This is a genomic window from Marinobacter sp. LM1 (assembly GCF_042763285.1).
Lineage (GTDB): Bacteria > Pseudomonadota > Gammaproteobacteria > Pseudomonadales > Oleiphilaceae > Marinobacter > Marinobacter nauticus.
Genome location: NZ_CP114373.1, coordinates 1,148,153 through 1,165,033, shown reverse-complemented (window position 1 = coordinate 1,165,033; position 16,881 = coordinate 1,148,153). Strand labels below are relative to the sequence as shown.

Sequence of the window (16,881 nt, the reverse complement as noted above, 5' to 3'; positions counted from 1 at the left end):
ATAGCCTTCACTTTACGTAAAGGTAAACTTTAGGCTAAAAAGAAAGGGCGACCTGCCATCGCCCACCCCTGCTTACTCCGGTTTGTACAGCCGCAGAATGCTGGAGAAATCCAGCTCTCCGTTGCCCTGCCCGGCATGCAGCTGGAACAGGTTTCGGGCCAGGGAGCCCATCGGAATCGACGCCTGGTTGGTCACCGCGTTGTCGAACGCCAGGCCAAGATCCTTCGCCATCAGGTTCACCAGGAAACCGCCCTGATAATCGCGGGAGGCTGGCACTCCCTCCATCACCCCCGGCCAGGGGTTATAGACATTCAGTGCCCAGTTACCGCCAGAGCTTTGTTTCATGATCTCCGAGAGCACGGCAGGGTCCAGGCCATTTTTGGCACCCAGGGCCAGGGCTTCGCTGGTGCCGGCCATCAGGATCGCCAAAAGCATGTTGTTGCAGATCTTGGCCACCTGCCCGGCACCATGGGGGCCGGCGTGGAAGATATTTTTACCCATGCCTTCCAGAATCGGCTTGGCTTTCTCGAAGGTACTTGCGTCGCCGCCACAGATGAAGGTGAGCGTGCCGGCTTTGGCACCACCCACACCTCCGGATACCGGGGCATCGATAAACGCAAGCTTTCGCTCAGCCGCCTGTTCGGCGACGTTGCGGGCCGTTTCCGGGGCAATCGTGGAAGAATCGATCACCAGCGTGCCGGCTGGCAATGCAGCCAGCAGGCCATCGTCACCCAGGTAGACCGCCTCCACATGCTTGCCGGCCGGCAGCATGGTGATCACGCATTCTGCGCCCTCGGCGGCGGCTTTGCCGGAATCCGCCGTGCGGGCACCTTCGGCCACCAGGGCCTCAACTGCTGGCTGGGACAAATCGAACACGGTAACGTCGTGGCCGGCCTTGAGCAGGTTGGCCGCCATCGGCGCACCCATGTTGCCCAGGCCGATAAAGGTAATCTTGGCCATGTTGCTTCTCCTTGTTGTTGTACGGGTCATCGCTGCGCAAAGCAGACTACTGGCTGAAAAATCCGTTCACCCAGGCGCTCTCCACTTCACTGAGTGAGGCATAGCGCCAGCGGGGCTGCATATCCTTGTCGATCAGCAATGCCCGTATGCCCTCGGCAAATTCACCTTTCTTCAGGCTGTTGTGGGACATCACCAACTCGTTGTCGAGCACCTCTTTCAGGCTGTGCAGGCGGCTGCGGTGGTAGTGTTGCCACATCAGGGCCAGGGAGGTCGGAGACGCGGCCTTCAGTCCCTTCACTGATTTGCCGAGCCAATCTTCCCGAGCCCCCAGCTCGTCCAGTTGCGCCACCACCTGCTCCAGAGAATCGGCATCGGTGGCCTGCTGGATGTCTTCAAAATGCTCACGTACAGGAGACGCGGGTAAGGCCTCACGGCTCTGCTGTTCAAACTGCCGCAGCACTGCGCTCACCACCGCCTGCGCCTCCGCTCGTTGCCAATCCGCCGCTTTCAGGGCATCCACAACCTGGTCTTTCAGACCATGGGAGATAAACCGGTCGGCCATGTTCACGAACAATGCATCGGCGCCGTTCATGCGGGCACCGGTCAGTCCCAGAAACAGGCCCGTGCGCATGGGCATGCGGTTCAGAAACCAGCCGGCACCGATATCCGGGTACAGGCCGATGCTGACTTCCGGCATGGCGAGCTTCGAGTGCTCGGTCACCACCCGGTGAGAAGCACCCACCATCAGACCAATACCGCCCCCCATCACGATGCCGTTGCCCCAGCAAACGATGGGCTTCGGGTAGGTGTGGATCTGGTAATCCAGCTCATATTCCTCGTTAAAGAAGCGCTCGCCCTCCGCCAGTTTGCCCGGCTCGGTCATGGCCCGGTACAGCGAGACGATATCGCCGCCAGCGCAGAAGGCTTTGTCGCCCTCGGCTTCCAGCCAGACAGCCTGAACCTTGGGATCCTCGGCCCAGCGGCTGAGCTGGGGCTTGAGCAGGCTGATCATATCCATCGACAGTGAGTTGAGATTGCGCGGCGTGTTCAGCCGTGCCACGGCAATCAGCTCACCATCAGCGGTTTTCCATTCTTCAAATACGATTGGTTGATCACTCATAGCGAATCCGGGTTATCGGTTTTTCCAGTCGGGCTTACGCTTCTCAAGAAACGCATTCACGCCTTCTTTCTGGTCTTCGGTATGGAACAGCTCCACGAACAATTCGCGCTCCATGCGCCAGCCATCGCTGTGGCTGCGACCGTCGCGGGCGCTCATCACCAACTGCTTGCAGCGGGCGATGGACGAAGGGCTCTGCTTACAGGCACCTTCCGCCAGTTTCAGGGCGGCTTCCAGGCCGTTGCCGGTGGGCACCACTTCTTCCACCAATCCGATTTCCAGGGCCTTGGCGGCGGTTACCCGTTCACCGCACAGAATCATGCGCTTGGCCCAACCCTCTCCCACCAGCCAGGGCAGGTTCTGGGTGCCGCCGGCACAGGGCAGCAGGCCAACGCTGGCCTCCGGCAGAGCCACCTGGGCATGCTCTTCTGCAATCCGGATATCACAGGCCATGGCGCATTCCAGGCCACCACCCATGGCATAACCGTTTACGGCGGCAATCGATACGCCACGGAACGCCGTCAGCGCTGCGAACGCTTCACCGAATCGTTGCGCCATGTCATTGGCGCGAGCCCGGTCGCCGTCGGCGAAGGTTTTCAGGTCAGCACCGGCGGAGAAAAACTTTTCGCCCTGGCCAGTCACCACGAGCGCGAAGATGTTCCGGTCGGCGTTGAGCTCTTCCACGGTCTCCTTCAGCGCGGCGAGGGAATCGGCCGTCCAGGTGTTGGCCGGCGGATTGGCGATGGTCAATACCGCAATGTGGCCGCGTTTTTCCAGTTGAATCAGTTCACTCATCACAAATTCCTCTATAGTCCGTGGCCGGTTACTGGATCGCTTCGGCAACGCCGTCGTCCAGCAGCCGGCGGGCAATGATCAGGCGCATGATTTCGTTGGTGCCTTCCAGAATCTGGTGTACCCGCAAATCCCGCAGATAGCGCTCCAGCGGGTATTCCCGGATGTAACCGTAGCCGCCATGCAGCTGCAGGGCTTCGTTGGCCACCTCAAAGCAGGCGTCGGTGGCGAATCGTTTGGCCATGGCACAATGCAGCGTAGCCTCCGGGTCGCCACTGTCGAGTTTGAACGCACCCAAACGCACCATCTGCCGGGCAGCCACCAGGTTGGTAACCATGTCTGCCAGCTTGAACTGCAGCGCCTGGAAGGCCGCCAGCGGCTTACCAAACTGCTGGCGCTCGTGCATATAATTCCGGGCCCGGAGCAAAGCCGCCTGGGCACCACCCAGGGAACAGGTAGCGATATTCAGGCGGCCGCCGTCCAGCCCCTTCATCGCAATGGCAAAGCCATCGCCTTCATTACCCACCCGATTGCTGGCAGGCACGCGAACGTCTTCCAGGGTAACCAGGCGCGTGGGCTGGCTATGCCATCCCATCTTTTCCTCATTCTTGCCATAGGAGACACCGTCGGCATCCGCTGGTATCACGAAAGTAGAGATGCCCTTCGAGCCGCTGTCGGCGTCTCCGGTGCGCGCCATCAGAACCAGAATATCGGTTGCGCCGGCGCCGGAGATGAACATTTTGCTGCCATTGATCACATAGCTGTCGCCATCCCGAACCGCGCGGGTGCGGAGACTGGCGGCGTCGGAGCCGGCACCGGGTTCAGTCAGGCAGTACGAAGCCAGCCATTCACCACTGGCCAGCCTGGGGACAATTTCCTGGCGAAGATCATCAGAGGCGAAACTTGCCACCATCCAGGTGGCCATGTTGTGGATGGTGATGAAGGCGGCGGTGGACGGGCACGCTGCCGCCAACTCTTCCACAATCACCGAGGTATCCAGGCGAGACAAGCCCATACCACCGAGGGATTCGGGCGTGTACATGCCCATAAAACCCATGGCTCCGGCTTCTTTCATAACATCGACCGGAAAAATATGCTCGGCGTCCCACTGGGCGGCATGGGGCGCCATGGATTTTTCAGCGAAGGCTCGGGCAGCATCCCGAAACGCCTGCTGGTCTTCAGTGAGATTAAAATCCATCGTCAGGCTCCTTGTTTGTTACGGTCGGGGCTTCCACTGAAGAAGCGGAAAAAGGGGCCGGTGGGGGAACCGGCCCAATAACCTCACCGACAACGAGATTAACGAAGCTGGATGGAGAAGTTGGCCTCGGATGAGGTCGCCTCACTGGAGAACCAGCGGGAGGTCACCGTTTTCGTCTCCGTGTAGAAGCGCACCGCCTGTTTGCCGTAAGCGTGCTGATCACCGTAGAACGAGCCCTTCCAGCCGGTGAACGAGAAGAACGGCAGGGGCACCGGAATAGGAATGTTCACACCCACCTGGCCCACATCAATCTCGTGCTGGAACCGACGCGCCGCGCCGCCATGACTGGTAAAGATGGAAGTTCCGTTGCCGTAGGGGCTGGCGTTGATCAGCTCGATGGCATCACCAAGGCTGTCAACATTGACGCACGACAGCACCGGGCCAAAGATCTCTTCGTTGTAGATATCCATGTCCGGCGTGACTTCACTGAACAGGGTTGGCCCTACCCAGTTACCTTCCGGCAACCCGTCAACGGTGCAGCCACGGCCGTCCAGCAGCAGTTTGGCGCCCTGGGCTTCGCCGGTGGCGATCAGCGATTCAATGCGGTCTTTGGCCTTGGCACTGATCACCGGGCCATAGCTGGCACCGGAATCGTTCCAGGCGCCGGGGCGCACTTTCGCCATGGCCTCTTTCAGCTCCGGAATCCACTCCTGGGCAGCGCCCACGAAGACCGCCACCGAGATCGCCATACAGCGTTGGCCCGCGGCACCTACAGAGGCACCTACCAGGGCGTTGATCACTTGTTGTTTGTCCGCATCCGGCATGATCACCATGTGGTTCTTGGCGCCGGCGAAGCTCTGCACCCGCTTCATGTTGCGGGTACCGGTTTCGTAGATGTACTGCCCGACCGGAACCGAACCGACAAAGGATACGGCCTTGATGGCCGGATCAGTCAGCAGGGTATCAACCTGCTCTTTGGCCCCGTGAACCACCTGCAGTACACCCTTGGGTGCGCCGGCCTGCTCAAACAGCTCGGCCAGGCGGGTTGGTGTCAGCGGGTCCTGCTCGGACGGTTTCAGGATAAAGGTGTTGCCGCAGGCAATGGCCATGGGGAACATCCACAGCGGGATCATGGCCGGGAAGTTGAACGGCGTAATGCCGGCACACACACCCAGCGGCTGGATCCAGGAATGGGTATCTACCTCGCGGGCCACGTTTTCAACGGTCTCGCCCATCATCAGGGAAGCCACGTTGGCCGCGTGTTCCACCACTTCAATGCCGCGCCAGACATCGCCTTTGGCATCGTCAAAGGTCTTGCCGGTTTCCTGGGACAGGATCTCGGCGATTTCGTCGTGATGTTCTTTAAGCAGCGCCTGATAACGCAGCATCACCCGTGCTCGTTCAGAAACCGGGGTTTCCTTCCAGCTTTTGAACACTTCACTGGCGTTATCAATCGCCTGACGCATCTCGTCGGCAGTGGCGCAGGGCACCTGTGCAATCACTTCGTTGGTGGCGGGGTTGGTCACGTCGATCCAGTTCTGGGTCTGGCTCTGAACGAATTCCCCTGCAATAAACTGAGGTACTTTTTTCATGATGATGTTCCCTGTTTGTTGTTATCCGGGATGAGCCGGCCTACCGATAACAAGGCAGATCCGACGATGATTTGAAGAAAGACTAGCACGCGGATTTACGCTTGGTGATTGACTAAATTTCGCCCATGATGGATTATTTTTCGATGAATGAGATCGCAGCCAAGAAACCGGCCACTCAAACCTCACAGTGGCCCGTGCCAGCCGACAGTGTTCGCTATGTGGTGCCAGAGCCTATTGTGCGGCTTTTGGCGGCACATCCGCTCACCCGGGAGCTGTATCCACTTGCCTTCGGGCATTATCGGAGAGCGGCCGGGCATCACATGCATAGGGAACACCACCGTGATAATCTTTTGATCTATTGCACGGACGGCAAGGCCTTTCTGAACGTCGCCGGCGTGCCCCACACAGTCGAGGCCGGCGACCTCCTGCTACTGCCGGCCGGCGCCAGCCATCGGTACACCGCCGACCCGGACAACCCCTGGACCATTCACTGGGTTCACTATACCGGCCCCCTGGCCGAAGACTTCGGTCAGTACATGGGCTTTGATGACAGCACCCGCATCCGGCATCTGGGCAGACAGCCCCGGTTACTGGTGGATTTCAACGGCCTGTTGTCGGTACGGCAGACGGGCTTCCGGGCCCGTGGGTTGATCCACGCCAGCAATCGGCTACGACAGTTGCTGGCCGCCGTGCCCATCAACGCCGACGAAACCAGCCAGGCCCGGCAGGCCGAGCTGGACTCCTTGCACAGCTTCATGCGGGAGCATCTGGAGGAACGCCTGACCCTGAATCAGCTGGCCGAGCTTTCCGGCCTGTCGCCGGCTCACTTCGCCACCCGGTATCGGGAACAGACCGGCACCTCGCCAATCCAGCACTTCCTGCATCTCAAAGTGGAACGGGCCTGTGAGTTGCTGGATACCACCAGCCAGAGCTTCGCCGACATCAGCCGGCAACTGGGCTATGACGATGCCTATTACTTCTCACGGCTGTTCAAAAAAGTGATGGGGAAGTCGCCCACAGACTATCGCCACACAGCGCGGCACTGATTCATGCACCGGCATTGCATCCCATTGATGGTTGGGCTCAAATAGGGTTCTGGCACTTCCCCCGAACAAGGAATGATCGATGACCACGAACCGTCGCCCCATGCTGGCACTGTCTGCCTCGCTGGCTTTGCTGTCAGGCTGCAGCAGTTTCGGGCCCGTCACCAGCGGAACCGATGATCCCTGTGCAACCCTGCAATCGGTTGTTGCCGATTACACCACCGGCTTTGATGCCTATCGCGGCAATGGCTCAAGTTACGCCATGGTGACCCTTTACCGGGCCAAAGAGCAGTTAATCAAAGGCCATTGCGAAATCTGGGAGTGGGGCAACGGCGATGCCGCATACACCTGCACGGTCGGCGCACCGAACCAGGAGGTGGCAACGGCCATGTATCAGCAAGCCAACAACCAGCTCAGCGCCTGCCTTGGGGAAAACTGGCAAGGTACCGAAGCCGGGCGCGAACGGGATGGCCGCCCCGCCGGTGAAGTGACGCGTTATCAGAACAGCGGCAAGGCCGGCCCGGCCGTCTCTCTGCATCGCGTTCAGGACCGTTCACAGCACTCCGTTTATCTCTATATCGGCACCCCGGGCCGATCCCCCGAGCCGGCTAACTGAGGCCGGTGGTGGCATCGGATCACCCCGTCACGGCCTGGCTCCACGCGGTTGCTGAGAAAGACCGTACGGCCTTTGCTGAACTGTATCGGGCCACAGCCCCGAAACTTCTGGGGGTCATACTGCGTATCCTGAAAGACAGGGCTCGGGCGGAGGATGTACTCCAGGAATCGTTTATCAAGGTCTGGCAACGGGCTGCGCTGTTTGACGAAACCCGTTCCTCCCCTATCACCTGGCTGGTTTCTATTGCCAGAAATGCGGCCATTGACGCGCTGCGCAAACAGCCGGTAGAGCGGGAAGGTCAGGAAACCGATATTGACGAGATCCCAAGTCGTTCGCCAAACGTGATCGACCGGATTGACGATGTGCAGGCCCAGGCCCGGCTCAACCGGTGTTTCGAAGAACTGGATAAGGACCGTGCGGACATGGTGCGGCTTGCGTATCTGAATGGCTGGACCCGCGATGCACTGGCAGACTATTTCGAACAGCCGGTCAACACCGTAAAAACCTGGCTTCACCGCGCCCTTAAACAGCTGAAAAGGTGCCTGGACTCATGATCGAACGAGACGACCTGGACATGCTGGCGGCAGAGTTCGTTCTGGGGACTCTGCCGATCGAAGATCGCCAGCGCGTTCAGCGCCTGCGGACCACCCATCCAGAGCTGGACGCGCAAATACTGCAGTGGGAATCACGGCTGTCCGCTCTGAACGACGAAATCGAACCGGTCGACCCCGCCCCCGGGCTTTTCGCCCGGATTGAGCGTTCCATTGATCAGCTGGAGCAGGCCTCGTCGCAGCACAACGAGGTGGTCAGGCTCCGGCAACAAGTGTCCAGGTGGCGCCTGAGCACAGCGGCAACTTCGATTGCCGCGATGCTTCTGATTGCCGTGATGATGCTTGAGCCCACCCCAACAAAAAGCCCCTATGTGGCTGTGTTCCAGCACAATGACGAACAGCCGGCTTTCCTGCTGACGGTGGATCTGGCCAGGAAACAACTGAACATTCAACCCGTCACCGCCCGGCCCGCCGGGAACCAGTCTTACCAACTCTGGATAAAGGATGACGAACTTGGCCCGACGCCAAGATCCGTGGGCGTCCTGAACGAGCATTTTGAAGTAGACCCGGCCGCGCTCACGAATTACGACGCGGAGCTGCTGCGTCGCGCAACGTTTGGCATCAGTCTGGAGCCCCGGGGCGGATCGCCCACCGGACAGCCCACCGGACCCGCGCTTCACGGTTTTCTGTATCCCACCGGTGAGGGTGCTGATACCAACCGTCTTTAAATATCGCATTCCCTGAAACTTTCGGACGTTGTCTCCGTAGCTGCCGGTAACCCATCAGAAAACAACAGCCTCGATGGGTTTTACCTTAGTGAAGCAAGGAGAACGTAATGAAAAAGCACAGCAAGAACATCCTGTTTATGGCAGCCACCGTAGCGTCGGCACTGGCGCTTGCCCCGACCACCCAGGCCGAGGATCACAAGGCCGGTGTCTGGGCCATGGATCAGTCCGTGGGCAATGGAGTGGTCTCTGCCCGCAAAGTCGTTGCCGAGGAAAACGGCTGGCTGGTGGTTCACCGTACCGATTCGGCTATGAAGCCTGGCCCGGTGGTCGCCCACGCACCATTAAGGGCCGGCAAAAATATGGATGTGGCGGCGATTCTTACCGAGGAAGTATCCGCCGGTGACATGCTCATGCTTATGGTCCACAGCGAAGCCGGTGGCAACCAGACCGGCATTTTTGAATACACGCTAGGCGCCAAGGAAGACGGACCTATCCGAAAGAATGGCAAGCTGGTCACAAAAACCATCACCGTGCAGTAAGCACCCGTCTTAAACCCGCCCGCCACGCTGCGGGCGGCCTTTTCTGGCCTGCGGAAAACGGTAGGCACAAGCGCTTATCAAATCCGGAAAAAAAAAGTGGCGCGGCCAGAATTCTCATGATAAATATCGCGCGAATACGGTCGGATTCCCCACCACCGTTTCCAGGATAAGCCTCAAAGGAGTCAAAAGGCGGCACCCCGGTGTTTTCACAAACACCTGCCACCTCCGGCCACCCTCAGCAGACCTGCACAACACCGCGTGCGTCCTGCACGCTTTGTATCCATCCCTTTTCACTGAGGGACACCATCCAATGTTGAAGTTGTGTAAGCCACAGGCGCTTGCCGCCGCTGTTGCTATGTCTCTGGGTGCCTCTTCGGTTTTTGCAGCCGGAGAAGTGCGTGTCTACAACTGGTCTGATTACATCGCCGAGGACACCCTGGCGAAGTTCACCGCGGAAACCGGCATCAAAGTTGTTTACGACGTTTACGACAGCAACGAAGTGCTGGAAGCCGCCCTGTTGTCTGGCCGTTCGGGCTACGACCTGGTTGTGCCGTCCAACCACTACGTGGCCAAGCAGATTTCTGCCAAGGCCTTCGTGGCGCTGGACCACAGCCAGTTGCCGAACATGACCAACCTGAACCAGGACCTGATGACCCAGCTGGAAAAGGTCGACCCGGGCAGCCAGTTCTCCCTGCCGTACCTGTGGGGCACCAACGGTTATGGCTACAACGAAGGCCGCATTCAGGAGATTCTGGGTGACACTGCACCGACCGACTCCTGGGCCCTGGTGTTTGACCCTGAAGTGACCGGCAAGCTGGCCGCCGGCGGCTGTGGCATTGCCATGCTGGATTCCGGTGAAGAAATGGTGCGTGCCGCCATGGCCTACATCGGCCTGGACCCGAACAGCAACAACGCCGACGACATCAAAAAAGGCGGTGAAGTGATCAAGGCTGTGCGTCCGAACATCACCTATTTCCACTCTTCCCGATACATTGGCGATCTGGCTAACGGCGACCTGTGCGTAGCCGCCGGCTACTCCGGCGACATCCTGCAGGCCGCTGCCCGCGCGGAAGAAGCCGAGAACGGCAACGTCATCCGCTACACCATCCCCAAAGAGGGCGCGGTGCTGTGGTTTGACATGATGACCATTCCGGCCGGCGCGCCGAATGTGGAGAACGCCCACAAGCTGATGAACTTCCTGATGCGCCCGGAAATCATCGCCGATGTCACCAACTACGTGTGGTACGCCAACCCGAACAAGGCGGCCGATGAGTTTGTGGAGGCAGAAATCCGTAACGACACCAGCATCTATCCCACCGATGAGGTGATGAAGAAGCTGTACATCATGGAAGGTCGGCCTCAGGACGCCCAGCGTCTGATGACCCGTACCTGGACCAGCGTGAAATCCGGTCGCTGACGGTGGCCGTGACCAACAATACCTCCGCGCAAGCGGAGGTACTTCTCAGCATCAAGGGCATCTCCAAGAGCTTTGACAGCACCCTGGCGGTAGATGACGTCAGCCTGGACATCCACAAGGGCGAGATCTTTGCTCTTCTGGGTGGCTCCGGCTCTGGCAAATCCACCCTGCTGCGCATGCTGGCGGGCTTCGAGACCCCGGATTCCGGCCGCATTGTGCTGGATGGTCAGGACATCACGGCCCTGCCGCCGTACCTGCGACCCACCAACATGATGTTCCAGTCCTATGCCCTGTTCCCGCACATGACCGTGGAGCAGAACATTGCTATGGGTCTGAAACAGGACAAGCTGCCGAAGAACGAAATCACCGACCGTGTGGCCGCCATGCTCAAGCTGGTGAAGATGGAGCCCTACGCGAGGCGCAAGCCGCAGCAGCTCTCAGGTGGCCAGCAGCAGCGTGTGGCCCTGGCCCGCTCGCTGGCCAAGCGCCCGAAGCTGTTGTTGCTGGACGAGCCCATGGGCGCGCTGGACAAAAAACTGCGCACGGAAATGCAGTTGGAGCTGGTAGATATCCTGGAGAAAGTGGGCGTAACCTGCCTGATGGTGACCCACGACCAGGAAGAAGCCATGACCATGGCCAGCCGCATTGCCATCATGTCTTACGGCCGGATTGCCCAGGTGGGCTCGCCGATTGATATCTACGAGAGCCCTAACAGCCGCATGACGGCGGAGTTTATCGGCTCCGTGAACATCTTTGAGGCGAACATTCTGGAAGACAATTCCGACAGCCTGTCTTTGGCCAGCGAGCTTCTGGACGCACCGGTGTTTATTGACCGGGGTGTAACCACGCCGGCGGAAACCACGGAAACCCTGATCGCCCTGCGCCCGGAGAAGATCTACCTGACGACCGAGAAGCCCGAAGGCGATAGCAACTGGAGCTGCGGCACGGTGGACAACATCGCCTATCTTGGCGACATCACGTCTTACTACGTGAAGTTGGCCAGCGGCAAGCGGGTGCAGGCCACCATGGCCAATGTGGAACGCCGCGGCGAACGGCCCACCTGGGGCGACCGGGTCTATGTATCCTGGGAAGCCTCCAGCCCTATCCTGCTCTGGAACTGACGCCATGACCAAGAAGCTTCTGGCAACCCCTCTGGCGGAGCGGGTGCGGGCGGTGGTATTTCACCGACGGGTCGTCTTCGGTGTGCCTTTCGCCTGGTTACTGCTGTTCTTCCTGCTGCCGTTTGCGCTGGTGCTGAAGATCAGCCTGACCTCGGCGGTAATGGCCATTCCGCCCTACGAGCCGGTGTTCCGATGGGTGGAGAATACCCTGTCGGTGGTGGTGAACTTTGGCAATTACCTGTTCCTGGCTTCCGACAGCCTCTACATTGCCGCCTATTGGGGCTCGGTGAAAACCGCGTTTCTGGCCACCCTGTTCTGTCTGCTGATCGGCTACCCCATGGCCTATGCCATGGCCCGCGCGCCGAAGCACTGGCAACTGGTATTCCTGCTGATGGTGATGCTGCCGTCCTGGACCTCGTTCCTGATTCGGGTGTATGCCTGGATGGGCATACTCGGTAACCAGGGCCTGCTCAACAGCTTCCTGCTGTGGCTGGGCGTGATCGAATCGCCGCTGAAAATGCTGAACACCAACTTCGCGGTGATTCTGGGGATCGTCTATGCCTACCTGCCGTTCATGATCCTGCCCATCTACACCAATCTGGTGAAGCTGGACATACGCCTGCTGGAAGCGGCGTCGGATCTGGGCTGCCGCAGCCTGACCACCTTCTGGGCCATTACCCTGCCGTTGTCCAGGGCCGGAATCCTGGCTGGCTCCATGCTGGTGTTCATTCCAGCCGTGGGCGAATTCGTGATTCCGGAACTGCTGGGTGGTCCGGATACCCTGATGATCGGCAAGGTGCTCTGGGAAGAGTTCTTCAACAACCGAGACTGGCCGGTGGCCTCTGCGCTGGCAATCGTGATGCTGGCGCTGCTGCTGGTACCCATTGTGTTGTTCCACCGCTTCCAGGCCCGGGAGATGGAAAAGAATGGTTAGGTTAAAAGCCCCAAGTTTCTCGAAGACCATGCTGATGCTGGGCATGCTGTTCCTGTATCTGCCCATGGTGGTGCTGATCGTATACTCGTTCAACGCCTCACGGTTGGTATCGGTATGGGCCGGGTTCTCCACCAAATGGTACGGCGCCCTGCTCGCCAACGAACAGATCCTGTCGGCGGTGTGGATGAGCCTGCGCATTGCCTTCTATTCCGCCAGCATGGCGGTGTGTTTGGGCACCCTGTGCGCTTTCGTAATCACCCGGTTCAAGAAGATGCGCGGGCGCACGTTGCTGTCCAGCATGATCACCGCCCCTCTGGTAATGCCGGAAGTGATCACCGGTTTGTCACTGTTGCTGCTGTTTGTGCAGATGGCGCAGCTGATTGGCTGGCCGGTGGATCGTGGCATGGCGACGATCTGGATTGCCCACACGACCTTCTGCAGTGCCTATGTGGCGGTGGTGGTGAGTGCGCGCCTGAGAGAAGTGGATCGTTCCATTGAGGAAGCCGCCATGGATCTGGGCTGCACGCCGCTGAAAACCTTCTTTGTCATCACCCTGCCGGTCATCGCTCCGGCACTGGTTTCCGGCTGGCTGCTGGCATTTACCCTGTCGCTGGACGACCTGGTAATTGCCAGTTTTGTGTCTGGCCCGGGAGCCACCACCTTGCCGATGGTGGTGTTCTCCTCCGTTCGGATGGGAGTGTCACCGGAGATCAACGCGCTGGCGACTCTGATTATCGCGGCGGTGTCTGTGATTGCGTTTATCGCCTGGCTCTGGATGCGACGGGCAGAGAAACGAAGACTCAGACCACGCTAGATTTGTGGCGACTCGATAGTATGTGGTGCAACCCATCACACTCCACCATCGGGTCGTCACAGTTCACCACAATGTCGGAACGGGCAATCACATAACCCCTGCCAGTGATACTGTTCTTGACCACCTGATACTCGCCTTCGGTTTCGACCGTGGTAAATTCACCGATAAAACCGGTGTCTCGAAGGGAAACGGTTTCCAACTTGTCGCCCGGCTGGATTCGGCCTTCGTAGTTCATCAACGCAAGCCTGGCCGAGGTGCCGGTACCGGTAGTGCTACGACAGATCACGCCGGGGTGGACGTAGGTGGCCGATCGTGAGCGGAAATAGCCATCGGCCACTTTTTCTTCCGGCCCCATAAAGTGCAGAAATGGCAGAGGCCCGACATCACCCAGGGTGTAGTGGGAGAATCCACGGGCAGCCTGAATGGCCTCGACAATGGCATGCGCGGTGCGGGCCAGCTCCCGCTCCTCATCAAGGGTCAGGTCAAAGCCCAGTGATTTGGCATCCACCAGGGCGTAGAAACCGCCACTATAGGCCACACTGTAGCCAACCTCGCCAATGCCCGGCACGTTAATACTGGCATTGTAGGTGTGGATGTAGCTCGGCAAGCCCTCGCAGGTGACCGCTTCTACCACGCCGTCATGAACAATAGCCTCAATGTTCACGAGACCCGCCGGCGATTCCAGCATGAAATGTTGCTTGCCCTCCTGCTTTGGCACTATGCCAGCCTCGAGGACCGCCGTCGCCGTACAGATGGTGTTGGAACCCGAATAGATGGGATATCCCATCACCTCCATAATAATGTACCCAGCCGCCGCCCTGGGATCGGTGGCAGGGACAAGCAAATCCACGGACATTTCGGGAATGCCATAGGGCTCCTCCAGCAGGAGTTTGCGCAAGCCGTCAGCATCGTCCCGGAGGTACTCCATCTGCGCCCGCACGGTGTCGCCGGGCAACAGGTCAATGCCGCCGGTAACAATGCGGCTGACATCACCACCGGCGTGAGTGTCCATCAACTGAATGGTCAGTTCCGGTTTCATCAGTCCGCCTCCACCTCATAGGGTTGCCCGTGCTCCTGCCACTGGGCATCGGGCACAATCACGATTTTCCCCAGGTAATTGCTGCCTCGGTTCACGAAGTACTCCTCCGCGCGGTGCAACTCAGACAACCGGAAAGCACCGTGCAGTACCGGCTTCAAATCACCGCTCCGGATCCATCTCATAAGCTGCTCTGCCTCTTCCCGGGTGCCATGGGACACACCGAAAATCTGCACCTGGTACAGATAGATGCGGGTCCAGAGAATTTCGCTGATGTTGCCGCCACTGGCCCCGGCAATACTCAGCCTCGGATAGGTGCTCCGGGCATTCATGTCAAAAATCATGGCGTCGATGAAACGGTCCGTCATGTCGCCGCCCACCAAGTCCATGACCGCGTCCAGCGGCTTGCCTCCGGTTTCCGCCTTCACCCGATCGACAAAGCTATCCATGTCAGTTCTGTCGAGAACGGCCTCGGCGCCGAGCTTCAGCAATGGATCAGCCTTGTCCTTCTGGCTCAGAGCATAGGGAATGGCACCGATAATCCGGCAGAGCTGAATCAGTGCCGTACCCACGCCACCGCTGGCACCGGTAACCAGCACGCGTTCACCAGCCTGAATATTGGCGGAGGTAAGCATGTGGTAGGCGGTCTGATAAGAACACATGCCCATGGAAGCGAGCTCGGCGTCGGCCAGGTCCGGATTGGGAATGTGATGGAACTGATCGGACGGTAAAGCGACGTACTCGGCGTATCCGCCATCTGCGCCATGCCCGTAATAATCCGGCGTGAGATTGATGTCTGTGCGGTTGTCCGCATAGATGTTGAAGTCCAACAAGCCGCGTTCGCCGATACGCTGTTCACTGACACCCGTGCCCACAGCAACAATACGACCGACAATATCGGCCCCCTGAATGCGCGGGAAGGTGAGCGTAGGCTTGCCGCCCATCTGGAACGACGTCATTTCCCCTTTTTTAGTGGGGTATAGCCCCTCACGGGCTTTGCGGTCTGTGTTGTTCTTGGCGGTGGCAGTTACCTGAACCAGCACCTCGCCTTCCCTCGGCTGAGGTACCGGTACATCCTGATACATGAGCTGATCAATTCTGCCATGGCCTTTCAGAACCATCGCCTTCATTGAGGACGGGATCATCGGCAACAGACCCTCCTGTTCTGGTGAATAAACTACCCAGACAGAATAGGAAAGATCACCGGGTGTGTCAGGGCCTGTTACGGATATCCATTAGACTCAAACGGTTTACCGAGCGATTACCCGATAAACCGGCCTTAACCGCGGAATCTGCTTGAGGACCACCTGGATAACCGTCATCAAGGGCACAGCAAGGAGAACCCCCACTGGCCCCCACAACCAGCCCCAGAAGAAGATCGAAACAAAGATGATCACGGGGTTGATGGCCATCCGGAAACCATGAATCCAGGGCTCAAGGAAAAATCCGACAATCGTGGTGAGCACAATGAAGCTGATCGGCGCAAGCACCATCATCCAGAGCACGTCCAGGGAAATGGCGGAGACTATGGCCAACAGGGTGATGGTAAGCATGTTACCAAGGTACGGAATAAACCGTGCAAGGCCTGCAATCAGGCCCCAGACGGCCGGGTCTGGCAGGCCGATGGCCCAACAAATCAGGCCGGTCAACACGCCGACAGACGTATTGGACAACCCCAGCACCGCCAGATACTGCGCAATCTGATGCTGGGAATCGTGGGTGATCCTCAGCACGGTCTTGCGCTGGGACCGGGGCAACTGCTTGACGAAGTTGCGAATCAACCGGTCGCCGCTGACCAAAAGGAAATAGGTTAACGCCAGTGCCAGCGCCAGCCCGGCAATGCCGTTTCGGGCCTTGGACATTAACTGACTGCGCCAGGAGTCGGTTTGCAGAACCACCGTGGTGGGTTTGGTTCCCTGATCTTTGGAAAGCTCCTCAACCGATTTTTCGACCTGCTCGGCAGACTGACTGACCTTGTCGATCTGGCGCATGATCTCACTTTCCCCCACCAACAGGCGAGACAGCCCCTCCGGTGCTTTCTGGGCCCACTCCAGAGCTGGCGTGGCGACCGCGGCACCCAGCCCCAGAATTCCGGCAAGGACCGCCAGCACCAGAACCAATGCGGATACCACACGCGGTATGCGCCAGCGCAAGTAAGCCTTTTTGACCAGAGGCGCCAGTAACAGGCTGGTCAGTACCGCCAGGATGATAGGGAGAACAATCTGATGAGCAATATACAGGGTGTACAGAATGCCAAGGATGAACAACCCGTAGATTGGCGTGGAGAGATCCGCGAAAGATCGCGAACCTGTGCCATTCGATTGCGGGGATTCTGTCTTCTGGTCATCCATGGGCCGTTATACCTTGTCGGAGTGCCGCTCAGGGCACAGGAGTTTCGCCAGCGCAACAATCTGGCGATTAGC

Annotated in this window: 17 protein-coding genes; 9 read left to right on the top strand and 8 right to left on the bottom strand. The window is 59.0% G+C overall.

Going from position 1 to position 16,881, the window contains the following annotated elements:
• Positions 1-72 precede the first annotated feature (72 nt).
• The 5 genes from mmsB to OZ656_RS05390 all read right to left on the bottom strand — a co-directional run bounded on the left by mmsB (position 73) and on the right by OZ656_RS05390 (position 5,659).
• Positions 73-960: a 3-hydroxyisobutyrate dehydrogenase gene (gene mmsB, locus OZ656_RS05410; protein WP_278349871.1), complete on the bottom strand. Its 888-nt coding sequence runs from the start codon at positions 958-960 to the stop codon at positions 73-75.
• A gap of 46 nt (positions 961-1,006) precedes the next feature.
• Complete coding sequence (locus OZ656_RS05405; RefSeq protein ID WP_278349870.1) at positions 1,007-2,080, bottom strand: enoyl-CoA hydratase/isomerase family protein; 1,074 nt, start codon at positions 2,078-2,080, stop codon at positions 1,007-1,009.
• Positions 2,081-2,092: 12 nt separating this feature from the next.
• Positions 2,093-2,872, bottom strand: coding sequence for an enoyl-CoA hydratase (locus OZ656_RS05400; RefSeq protein ID WP_278349869.1), 780 nt, complete (start codon positions 2,870-2,872; stop codon positions 2,093-2,095).
• 28 nt (positions 2,873-2,900) lie between these two features.
• A complete protein-coding gene (locus OZ656_RS05395; RefSeq protein WP_022993494.1) occupies positions 2,901-4,067 on the bottom strand; it encodes an acyl-CoA dehydrogenase family protein in 1,167 nt (388 codons plus the stop codon).
• A gap of 98 nt (positions 4,068-4,165) precedes the next feature.
• The gene (locus OZ656_RS05390; protein WP_014420862.1) at positions 4,166-5,659 is read right to left on the bottom strand and encodes a CoA-acylating methylmalonate-semialdehyde dehydrogenase; all 1,494 of its coding nucleotides are present in this window, start codon (positions 5,657-5,659) and stop codon (positions 4,166-4,168) included.
• Positions 5,660-5,802: 143 nt separating this feature from the next.
• Here OZ656_RS05390 and OZ656_RS05385 point away from each other — a divergent pair, with 143 nt between their 5' ends.
• The 9 genes from OZ656_RS05385 (at position 5,803) to OZ656_RS05345 (ending at position 13,422) form a co-directional block, all read left to right on the top strand.
• Positions 5,803-6,705, top strand: coding sequence for an AraC family transcriptional regulator (locus OZ656_RS05385; RefSeq protein ID WP_014420861.1), 903 nt, complete (start codon positions 5,803-5,805; stop codon positions 6,703-6,705).
• 79 nt (positions 6,706-6,784) lie between these two features.
• Positions 6,785-7,318: a hypothetical protein gene (locus OZ656_RS05380; RefSeq protein WP_023009374.1), complete on the top strand. Its 534-nt coding sequence runs from the start codon at positions 6,785-6,787 to the stop codon at positions 7,316-7,318.
• Between the two features lie 8 nt (positions 7,319-7,326).
• A complete protein-coding gene (locus OZ656_RS05375) occupies positions 7,327-7,872 on the top strand; it encodes a sigma-70 family RNA polymerase sigma factor (RefSeq protein ID WP_023009375.1) in 546 nt (181 codons plus the stop codon).
• Positions 7,869-8,597, top strand: coding sequence for an anti-sigma factor domain-containing protein (locus OZ656_RS05370; protein ID WP_121208717.1), 729 nt, complete (start codon positions 7,869-7,871; stop codon positions 8,595-8,597). The genes OZ656_RS05375 and OZ656_RS05370 overlap by 4 nt, the downstream gene beginning before the upstream one ends.
• Positions 8,598-8,704: 107 nt before the next feature.
• Entirely contained in the window at positions 8,705-9,136 is a 432-nt protein-coding gene (locus OZ656_RS05365) for a hypothetical protein (protein WP_113878801.1), read from the top strand.
• A 310-nt stretch (positions 9,137-9,446) separates the two neighbouring features.
• Positions 9,447-10,553 carry a polyamine ABC transporter substrate-binding protein gene (locus tag OZ656_RS05360; protein ID WP_113878800.1) on the top strand — a complete coding sequence of 369 codons (1,107 nt, stop codon included), beginning with the start codon at positions 9,447-9,449 and terminating at the stop codon, positions 10,551-10,553.
• Between the two features lie 8 nt (positions 10,554-10,561).
• Complete coding sequence (potA, locus tag OZ656_RS05355; RefSeq protein WP_379945034.1) at positions 10,562-11,674, top strand: polyamine ABC transporter ATP-binding protein; 1,113 nt, start codon at positions 10,562-10,564, stop codon at positions 11,672-11,674.
• 4 nt (positions 11,675-11,678) lie between these two features.
• Positions 11,679-12,608 carry an ABC transporter permease subunit gene (locus OZ656_RS05350; RefSeq protein WP_183581385.1) on the top strand — a complete coding sequence of 310 codons (930 nt, stop codon included), beginning with the start codon at positions 11,679-11,681 and terminating at the stop codon, positions 12,606-12,608.
• Entirely contained in the window at positions 12,601-13,422 is an 822-nt protein-coding gene (locus tag OZ656_RS05345; RefSeq protein WP_199451601.1) for an ABC transporter permease subunit, read from the top strand. The genes OZ656_RS05350 and OZ656_RS05345 overlap by 8 nt, the downstream gene beginning before the upstream one ends.
• Here OZ656_RS05345 and OZ656_RS05340 read toward each other — a convergent pair.
• From OZ656_RS05340 to OZ656_RS05330, 3 genes are all read right to left on the bottom strand, one after another.
• Positions 13,409-14,461: a proline racemase family protein gene (locus OZ656_RS05340; RefSeq protein ID WP_226611191.1), complete on the bottom strand. Its 1,053-nt coding sequence runs from the start codon at positions 14,459-14,461 to the stop codon at positions 13,409-13,411. The two genes, OZ656_RS05345 and OZ656_RS05340, sit on opposite strands and share 14 nt — an antisense overlap.
• Entirely contained in the window at positions 14,461-15,603 is a 1,143-nt protein-coding gene (locus tag OZ656_RS05335; RefSeq protein WP_278349867.1) for a zinc-binding dehydrogenase, read from the bottom strand. The genes OZ656_RS05340 and OZ656_RS05335 overlap by 1 nt, the downstream gene beginning before the upstream one ends.
• A gap of 105 nt (positions 15,604-15,708) precedes the next feature.
• On the bottom strand, positions 15,709-16,809 hold the full coding sequence (locus tag OZ656_RS05330; RefSeq protein ID WP_113878794.1) for an AI-2E family transporter: 1,101 nt from the start codon (positions 16,807-16,809) through the stop codon (positions 15,709-15,711).
• Positions 16,810-16,881 lie beyond the last annotated feature (72 nt).

What these genes read in the sequence shown, in the direction of transcription:
- mmsB (WP_278349871.1), bottom strand. Translation starts at nt 960, where the DNA reads ATGGCCAAGATTACCTTTATCGGCCTGGGCAACATGGGTGCGCCGATG.
- OZ656_RS05405 (WP_278349870.1), bottom strand. Translation starts at nt 2,080, where the DNA reads ATGAGTGATCAACCAATCGTATTTGAAGAATGGAAAACCGCTGATGGT.
- OZ656_RS05400 (WP_278349869.1), bottom strand. Translation starts at nt 2,872, where the DNA reads ATGAGTGAACTGATTCAACTGGAAAAACGCGGCCACATTGCGGTATTG.
- OZ656_RS05395 (WP_022993494.1), bottom strand. Translation starts at nt 4,067, where the DNA reads ATGGATTTTAATCTCACTGAAGACCAGCAGGCGTTTCGGGATGCTGCC.
- OZ656_RS05390 (WP_014420862.1), bottom strand. Translation starts at nt 5,659, where the DNA reads ATGAAAAAAGTACCTCAGTTTATTGCAGGGGAATTCGTTCAGAGCCAG.
- OZ656_RS05385 (WP_014420861.1), top strand. Translation starts at nt 5,803, where the DNA reads ATGAATGAGATCGCAGCCAAGAAACCGGCCACTCAAACCTCACAGTGG.
- OZ656_RS05380 (WP_023009374.1), top strand. Translation starts at nt 6,785, where the DNA reads ATGACCACGAACCGTCGCCCCATGCTGGCACTGTCTGCCTCGCTGGCT.
- OZ656_RS05370 (WP_121208717.1), top strand. Translation starts at nt 7,869, where the DNA reads ATGATCGAACGAGACGACCTGGACATGCTGGCGGCAGAGTTCGTTCTG.
- OZ656_RS05365 (WP_113878801.1), top strand. Translation starts at nt 8,705, where the DNA reads ATGAAAAAGCACAGCAAGAACATCCTGTTTATGGCAGCCACCGTAGCG.
- OZ656_RS05360 (WP_113878800.1), top strand. Translation starts at nt 9,447, where the DNA reads ATGTTGAAGTTGTGTAAGCCACAGGCGCTTGCCGCCGCTGTTGCTATG.
- OZ656_RS05350 (WP_183581385.1), top strand. Translation starts at nt 11,679, where the DNA reads ATGACCAAGAAGCTTCTGGCAACCCCTCTGGCGGAGCGGGTGCGGGCG.
- OZ656_RS05345 (WP_199451601.1), top strand. Translation starts at nt 12,601, where the DNA reads ATGGTTAGGTTAAAAGCCCCAAGTTTCTCGAAGACCATGCTGATGCTG.
- OZ656_RS05340 (WP_226611191.1), bottom strand. Translation starts at nt 14,461, where the DNA reads ATGAAACCGGAACTGACCATTCAGTTGATGGACACTCACGCCGGTGGT.
- OZ656_RS05335 (WP_278349867.1), bottom strand. Translation starts at nt 15,603, where the DNA reads ATGATCCCGTCCTCAATGAAGGCGATGGTTCTGAAAGGCCATGGCAGA.
- OZ656_RS05330 (WP_113878794.1), bottom strand. Translation starts at nt 16,809, where the DNA reads ATGGATGACCAGAAGACAGAATCCCCGCAATCGAATGGCACAGGTTCG.